A 7286-nucleotide genomic window follows, 5' to 3' on the forward strand; every position below is an offset into this window, starting at 1 on the left:
GTTCCGGGCCAACCTCAGAACGAGCTCTGAACCCGCGGCCCCGCGGTTCCCCCCGTGTCGGAAGGGGACAACACTGGCACGACGGACAACGGGGAGGCGCCATGGGGCGATTGGGGACGGGGATCGGGTGGAGACCCGATATCGCCGAGGGGATCGAGGAGTTGCCCGGCATCGACTGGGTCGAGGTGGTGGCGGAGAACGTGTGCGCCGACCACCTGCCGGAGAGCCTGGCGCGGCTGCGCCGGCGCGGCACGACCGTCGTGCCGCACGGCGTCTCGCTCGGGCTCGGCGGGGCGGAACGGCCCGCGCCGGGGCGGCTGGCGGCGCTGGCGCACGTGGCCGAGGCCCTGGACGCGCCGCTGGTGACGGAGCACATCGCGTTCGTCAGGGCGGGCGGGCCGCTCACCGGCACCCGGCGCATCGAGGCCGGGCACCTGCTGCCGGTGCCGCGCACCCGGGACGCGCTGGACGTGCTGTGCGAGAACGTCAGGATCGCGCAGGACGCGTTGCCCGTGCCGCTGGCGCTGGAGAACATCGCGGCGCTCTTCGCCTGGCCGGGCGAGGAGATGACGGAGGGCCGGTTCCTGACCGAGCTGGTGGAACGCACCGGCGTCCGGCTGCTGATCGACGTCGCCAACCTGCACACGAACCACGTGAACCGGGGCGAGGACCCGGCCGCCGCGCTCGATGCGCTGCCGCTGGACGCCCTCGCCTACGTGCACGTCGCCGGAGGGGTGGAGCGGGACGGGGTCTGGCACGACAGCCACGCCCACCCCGTTTCGCCCCAAGTGCTGGGCGTGCTGGAGGAGTTGTGCGCCCGGACCACACCCCCGGGGGTGCTGCTCGAACGGGACGACGCGTTCGGGCCGATGGCCGGGCTCGCCGCCGAACTGGACGCGATCAGGGCCGTGACCGACGGGGTGCGCCATGGCTGAGACGGCGTCGAGGGGGACCGAGGTGGAGGCCGCCCGGCGGCGGCTGGCCATCGCGCAGGCCGCGCTGCTGACCGCCCTCACGGACGGGGGCCCGCTGCCCGACGGCTTCGACCGCGCCCGCATGCGCGTCCAGCGCGAGGCGCTGGCGGCCAAGCGGGTCGGCGTCCTCGCCAGGGTGGCGCCCGAACTGCCCGAGATCCTGGGCGACCGGTACCGGCCCGCCGCGCTGGCCTATGTCAGGGTCCGCCCGCTGACCGGCGGTTACCGGCAGGACGCCCTCGCCCTGGTCCGGCACCTGCTGGCGGGGGGACGCGTGCCGGAGGGCGACGTCAGGCGCCGCCTGGAGCTGTGGCTGCGCGAACGCGCCGAAGGCCCGCCGCGCGCGGGCCGCCTGACGCGCCTACTGCGCCGCCGGGCCCCCCGTGCGTGACCGGGGCCCAGGACCCCGTACCCGTACCGGAAGACATGAAGGGCCGAGGTGACCCATGACTGTTCTGATAGGCGCGGCATTCGCCGTGCTCGCGGCCGTCCTTGCCCAGGTGATCGTCGCGAACGCCCGTGTCCAGCGCACCATCTCGCCCGGCGGCACGGGCGACTGCACGCTGCACGAGGTGGCGTTCCTCAGCGGCGGCCCCGAGCGGGTGGGTGAGACGGTGATCTGCGCGATGCGCGAGAAGGAGCGCATCGCCGTCGAGGGCGGCGCGGTGCGAGTCCAGCGCCCGGTCGCCGACGACGAGTTCGAGCGGGAGCTGCTCTCGCTGTGCGGGGACTGGGAGGCGCCGCTCTCCACGGTCCGCGCCGGCCTGGCCCGTTCGGCGCCCGTGCAGCGCGTGGGTGACGCGCTCGCGGCCCGGGGCCTGCTCTGGCTGCCGGGGCTCTACCGGCCCTGGCGGCGGGCGGCGTCGCGCAACGCGGCCGTCGGGTCGGTGGTGTTCCTCCTGGCGACCGCCCTGCTGCTGTGGTCCGACGCGCCGCCCCTGGCGGCGGGGGCGCTGATGGGCGCCGCCGCGCTCACGCTGACCGTCGGCGCCGCGCTCGCGCCGGGCCGCGGCGGGAGGCTGACCGACAGCGGGCGGGGCACGCTGGGGAGGCTGCGCCGCCGTGGCGCCGCCGCGGCCGAGGCACCGGTCGCCATGGCCTTCGCGCTGGGCGGCGCCGCCGTCCTGACGGACGTGGTGCTGCGGGACCAGCTCACCGCCGCGGCGCCGTCGGCGGCCGCGGCCGCCTCCTCCCCGGGTGGCGTGGGCTGGGTCGGCTGCGGCGCCGCGAGCGACGGCGGAGACCCGGGCGAGGAGGACGGCGGCGGGAGCGGCGGAGGCGGGAGCGGCGGCGGAGGCGGCGGCTGTGGTGGTGACGGCGGTGGCGGCTGCGGAGGAGGTGGCTGCGGCGGGTGCGGCGGCGGCTGAGGGCCGGGGCCGCTCAGGCCAGCGCCGCGACCAGCTCGGCCACCGGGCGGCGGCGGCCGGTGTAGAAGGGGACCTCCTCGCGGACGTGCCGCCGCGCCTCCGAGCCCCGCAGATGGCGCATCAGATCGACGATGCGGTGCAGCTCGTCGGCCTCGAACGCGAGGATCCACTCGTAGTCGCCGAGCGAGAAGGAGGCGACGGTGTTGGCCCGGACGTCCGGGTAGCCGCGGGCCATCCGGCCGTGGTCGGCGAGCATCCGGCGGCGGTCCTCGTCGGGCAGCAGATACCAGTCGTAGGAGCGGACGAACGGGTACACGCTCACCCAGTCACGGGCGGTCTCGTCCGCGAGGAACGCCGGGATGTGCGACTTGTTGAACTCGGCGGGCCGGTGGAGCGCCATGTTCGACCAGACCGGCTCCAGGTGGCGGCCGAGCCGGGTGCGGCGGAACCGGTTGTACCCCTCCTGGAGCGCGTCCGCCGTCGCCGCGTGCCACCAGATCATGAGGTCCGCGTCGGCCCGCAGCCCCGACACGTCGTAGGTGCCCCGGACGGTGACGTCCTTGGCCGCCAGCTGCGAGAAGAGATCCTCCACCTCCGCCGAGAAGCCGGTCCTGTCCTCGGGCAGCACGTCCCTCAGCCGGAAGACCGACCAGAGGGTGTAGCGGATGGTCTCGTTGAGCTCCTTGGCACGCTTGCCGACGGGCTTCTCGGATGCGCTTGTCATGCGGCCATTCTCCCGCCTCTACTCCTCCGCCTCGTCGCGGGCCTCGTCCCGGGCCACCGGGGGCAGGGTCCGCAGCAGGTCGCCGACCGCGCGGGTGGCCCCCGCGATGCAGGCCGGGATGCCGATGCCGTCGTAGGCGGCGCCGCACAGGCGCAGCTCGGGGTGGCCCGCCAGGAAGCTGCGGACCCGGGCGACGCGGGCCGCGTGGCCGACCGTGTACTGGGGGAGCGCCCGGCGCCAGCGCGTGACGGCGGTGTCGACCGGCTTGGCCGGGAGGCCGGCCGCCTCGCCCAGGTCCTCGACGGCGGCCCGCACCAGCTCGGCGTCGTCCCAGTCGAGCGGGCCCTCCTCCCCGTGGCGGCCCACCGAGGCGCGCAGCACGAACAGGTCGGGGTCCGCCGCCGCGGCCCAGTCCCACTTGCCGCTGGTGAAGGTGGCCGCCTTGATGATCCGGCCGTCCACGGCGGGGACGAGGAAGCCGCTGCCGCGCGGCAGCCGGGGCAGGTCAGCGCGGCGGAAGGCGAGGGTGATGATCGCCATCGACGCGTACTCGATGGCGGACAGCTCCCGCGCGGCGGCGGGCACCTCGGCCGCCAGCAGGCGCGCGGCGGCCCCGGCGGGGACCGCGAGCACGACGCCGTCGGCCGCGAGCGAGCGCCCGTCGCCCAGCGCCGCGGCCCAGCCGCGGGCGGTGCGGCGCAGGTTGGTGACCGCGACGCCAGTCTCCAGGGCGGCGCCCTTGGCGCGGCAGTCGGCGGTGACGGCCTCGGCCAGCGTGCCGATGCCGCCGTCGATGCCGGTGAAGACCGGCTCCCCCGGCGCCCGGTCGGCCGACTGCCGCTGGATGGCGCGGACGGCGGCCAGCAACGAGTCGTGCTCGCGCGCCATCTCGTACAGCTTGGGCACCGCCGAGCGCAGCGAGATCCGGTAGGCGTCGCCCGCGTAGACGCCGCCGAGCAGCGGCTCGACCAGGCGGTCCACGACCTCGCGGCCCATGCGTTCGGCGACGAGGGCGCCGACGGCCGCGTCCTCGCCGACCTCCAGGGGGGGCAGCTCCGCGTCGCGGGCGATCTGCGCCAGGCCCGCGTCGGAGAGCACGCCGGCCAGCGAGGCGGCCGTCGAGGGAACGCCCATGACCTGACCCTGCGGCATGGGCCGCAGCGCTCCCCTGGTCCAGATGGCGGCGCTGGTGACGGCGGGCGGGCGCAGCGCCTCGCCGAGCCCGACGGCCCGGGCCAGCTCGGTGCCCTCGGGGCGGCGCGCCAGGATCGACTCGGCGCCCAGGTCGACGCGGACGCCGCCGACCCGCCCGGTGCGCAGCTTGCCGCCGAGCCGGTCCGAGGACTCCAGCACGGTGACGCGGAGCCCTGCGGCCAGCAGGCGGTGGGCGGCGGCGAGTCCGGAGATGCCGCCGCCGACGACGATCACATGCATGGGTGCACCCTTCGGCGGCGGCCGCTCAGCGCGCGGTCTGCTCGTGGACGTAGGCGACGAGGCGGGTGAGGGCATCGGGGTCGGTGTCCGGGAGGACGCCGTGGCCGAGGTTGAAGATGTGCCCCGGCAGCCCGGAGGCGGCATCGAGCACCCGCCTGGCCTGCTCCTCGACCGCGTGCGGGGGGGCGAACAGGACGGCGGGGTCCAGGTTCCCCTGGAGGGCCTTGCCGGGGCCGACGCGGCGGGCGGCCTCGTCCAGCGGCACCCGCCAGTCGACGCCGACGACGTCGGCGCCCGCCTCGCCCAGCAGCCCCAGCAGCTCGCCGGTGCCGACGCCGAAGTGGATGCGCGGCACCCCGTACCCGGCGACGGAGTCGAAGACCCTGGCCGAGGCGGGCATCACCGAGCGCCGGTAGTCGGCGGGGGCCAGCGCGCCGACCCAGGAGTCGAAGAGCTGGACGGCGGAGGCGCCCGCCTCGATCTGCACGGCGAGGAAGGTGGAGGTGATGACCGCGAGCCGGTCGAGCAGGTCGGCCCAGAGCTCGGGGTCCCCGTACATCAGGGCCTTGGTGTGCTCGTGGTTGCGCGAGGGGCCGCCCTCCACCAGATAGCTGGCCAGGGTGAACGGGGCGCCGGCGAAGCCGACCAGCGGCGTCGGGCCGAGCTCGGCGGTCACCATCCCGATGGCCTCGGTCACATAGGCGACGTCGTCCGGCTCCAGCGGGCGCAGCCGCGCGAGGTCGGCGCGGGTGCGGATCGGCTGGGCGACGACGGGGCCGACGCCGGGCTTGATGTCCAGGTCGACGCCGATGGCCTTGAGCGGCACCACGATGTCGCTGAAGTAGACGGCGGCGTCGACGCCGTGGCGGCGGACGGGCTGGAGAGTGATCTCGGTGACCAGCTCGGGGCGCATGCAGGAGTCGAGCATGGCGATGCCCTCGCGGGCCTTGCGGTACTCCGGGAGCGAACGCCCGGCCTGGCGCATGAACCACACGGGCGTGTGCGGAACGGGCTCGCCGCGGCAGGCCCGGAGGAAGGTGGAGTCGGTCACTGTCACACCCCGAAGTCTCCCATGGCCCGTGGAATGACCGGCGCTCACGGGTGTGGCTACCGCCGGGCGGCCGCGCCTGCGCCTAGGGTTACCGGCCATGGCAGCGTCTCGCACCCACCAGGCGGAGGAGTCCGGAGATATGAACGACTCCGGCGCGGGGGTCCCCTTCCCCTTCCGGCAGGCGGTGGCCGCCCTCGACGCGGCCCTGCCGCGGCCCGAGGTGCTGCTGTCACCGCTGCCGCCCCCGCGCCGGCTGGCCCCGTTCGCGCACGCGCTCGGCGCGACGGTCGCCGTGGATGGCGAGGAACTGGCCGACGGCCGGTTCATCCTGCTGCACGACCCCGCGGGAGACGACTCCTGGCGGGGGGACTTCCGGATCGTGACGCTGACCCGCGCCGACCTGGACCCCGAGGTGGCCACCGATCCGCTGCTGCCCGAGGTGGCCTGGTCCTGGCTGACCGAGGCGCTCGACGGCCGGGGCCTGGACCGCCGGGAGGCCAACGGCACGGTGACCAGGGCGGGTTCGAGCTTCTTCGGCGGCCTGGCGGAACGCCCGCCGCGCGCCGAGCTGGAGCTGCGCGCCTCGTGGACGCCGGACGACGCGGCCGAGACGGGGGCGCACCTGCTGGCCTGGTGCGGGCTGCTGGTGCAGTGCGCGGGGCTGCCGCCGGAGACCAGCGGCTCGCCGGTGACCGCACTCCCCCGCCGCCGCGGCCCCCGGCCCGCCTAGGGTCTGTCCGGCCCGTTCGGCCGCTGCCCGTCCTCCGCCCCCGCGCGGTGCCCGCGTGGGGGCGTTCGCCTGTCGCGGGCCCGGTGTGACCCCTCCGGAGTGATCCGTCCCGATCCGGTGTGATCTGGTCCGGTCTGGACCGGTCGAGGGGGGTCCCGCTGGATTCGCTTTTCTGTCCGGCCGTGATGACGAATCACCGGTTCGTGATCATTCCCTCAAGGCGGCATGGGTTCGTGCCGAAGGAGTCAGTGACCCTTCCATCCGGATCGCCCCGACTCCTCCCCGAGGAGTCGGTTCCTTCCGTCCCCATCCCACCCGGGAGGCCCGGTGTCTGTTCTTCTTGAGCACCCCACAAGCCTCGTCGCCTACCGCCCCAACAAGCCCACCGCCATGGTCGTCGTGGCCGACCCCCGGGTCCGTTCCACCGTGACCCGCCATCTGTGGGCTCTCGGTGTGCGGGATGTGATCGAGGCATCGTCCATCGCGGAGGCGCGGCCCCGCGTCGCGAACCCACGTGACATCTGCGTCGCGGATGTCCATCTCCCCGACGGCTCGGGGCTGACCCTGCTGTCGGAGACCAGGGCGGCCGGCTGGCCCAACGGACTCGCCCTGTCCGCCGCCGACGACATCGGCGCCGTCCGCAACGCGCTGGCGGGCGGCGTCAAGGGCTACGTCGTCACCGGCACCAGGAACAACCTGGGCCCACCCACCCGTCATGGGGCGGCGCACATCGGCGCCGCCTCCCGCATGCACCGCCGACAGCCGGGCGCCCCCGCGCACCAGGGGGGCTACCGCGAGCTGTCGGGGCGCGAGGTCGAGGTACTGAGGCTGGTGGCGGAGGGCCAGTCGAACAAGGCGATCGGCGTCTCCATGGGCCTCTCCGCCCTCACCGTCAAGAGCCACCTGGCGAGGATCGCCCGCAAGCTGGGCACCGGCGACCGGGCGGGCATGGTCGCGGTCGCGCTGCGCACCGGCATCATCCACTGACAGGCGCTCCCGCCGCTCC

Annotated in this window: 6 protein-coding genes and 1 pseudogene; 4 read left to right on the forward strand and 3 right to left on the reverse strand. The window is 75.4% G+C overall.

Annotated features, from left to right (window positions below; genetic code table 11):
- Window positions 1-101: 101 nt before the first annotated feature.
- Together ADY01_RS03435 and ADY01_RS03440 are read left to right on the forward strand one after the other, a co-directional pair.
- Window positions 102-1365 (forward strand): annotated as a pseudogene (locus ADY01_RS03435) (DUF692 family multinuclear iron-containing protein).
- Between the two features lie 55 nt (window positions 1366-1420).
- Window positions 1421-2341: a TIGR04222 domain-containing membrane protein gene (locus ADY01_RS03440; RefSeq protein ID WP_049565178.1), complete on the forward strand. Its 921-nt coding sequence runs from the start codon at window positions 1421-1423 to the stop codon at window positions 2339-2341.
- 13 nt (window positions 2342-2354) lie between these two features.
- Here the strand turns inward: ADY01_RS03440 and hemQ are convergent, their stop codons facing one another.
- From hemQ to hemE, 3 genes are read right to left on the reverse strand one after another with little or no spacing between them, the layout of a single operon-like run.
- Window positions 2355-3065, reverse strand: a complete 711-nt coding sequence (hemQ, locus tag ADY01_RS03445) for a hydrogen peroxide-dependent heme synthase (RefSeq protein ID WP_049565180.1) — start codon at window positions 3063-3065, stop codon at window positions 2355-2357.
- A gap of 18 nt (window positions 3066-3083) precedes the next feature.
- Window positions 3084-4499 (reverse strand): protoporphyrinogen oxidase, encoded by a 1416-nt coding sequence (gene hemG / locus ADY01_RS03450; RefSeq protein ID WP_049565182.1) that lies wholly within the window; start codon window positions 4497-4499, stop codon window positions 3084-3086.
- 25 nt (window positions 4500-4524) lie between these two features.
- A complete protein-coding gene (hemE, locus tag ADY01_RS03455; protein WP_078899955.1) occupies window positions 4525-5649 on the reverse strand; it encodes a uroporphyrinogen decarboxylase in 1125 nt (374 codons plus the stop codon).
- A 40-nt stretch (window positions 5650-5689) separates the two neighbouring features.
- Between hemE and ADY01_RS03460 the strand changes: the two genes are divergently transcribed.
- Both ADY01_RS03460 and ADY01_RS03465 read left to right on the forward strand, forming a co-directional pair.
- The gene (locus ADY01_RS03460; protein ID WP_234320040.1) at window positions 5690-6280 is read left to right on the forward strand and encodes a DUF3000 domain-containing protein; all 591 of its coding nucleotides are present in this window, start codon (window positions 5690-5692) and stop codon (window positions 6278-6280) included.
- A 327-nt stretch (window positions 6281-6607) separates the two neighbouring features.
- Complete coding sequence (locus ADY01_RS03465) at window positions 6608-7267, forward strand: response regulator transcription factor (protein ID WP_049565191.1); 660 nt, start codon at window positions 6608-6610, stop codon at window positions 7265-7267.
- Window positions 7268-7286: the final 19 nt, after the last annotated feature.

The sequence above is a fragment of the Streptomyces sp. SBT349 genome, assembly GCF_001083795.1.
Classification (GTDB): Bacteria; Actinomycetota; Actinomycetes; order Streptomycetales; family Streptomycetaceae; genus Streptomyces.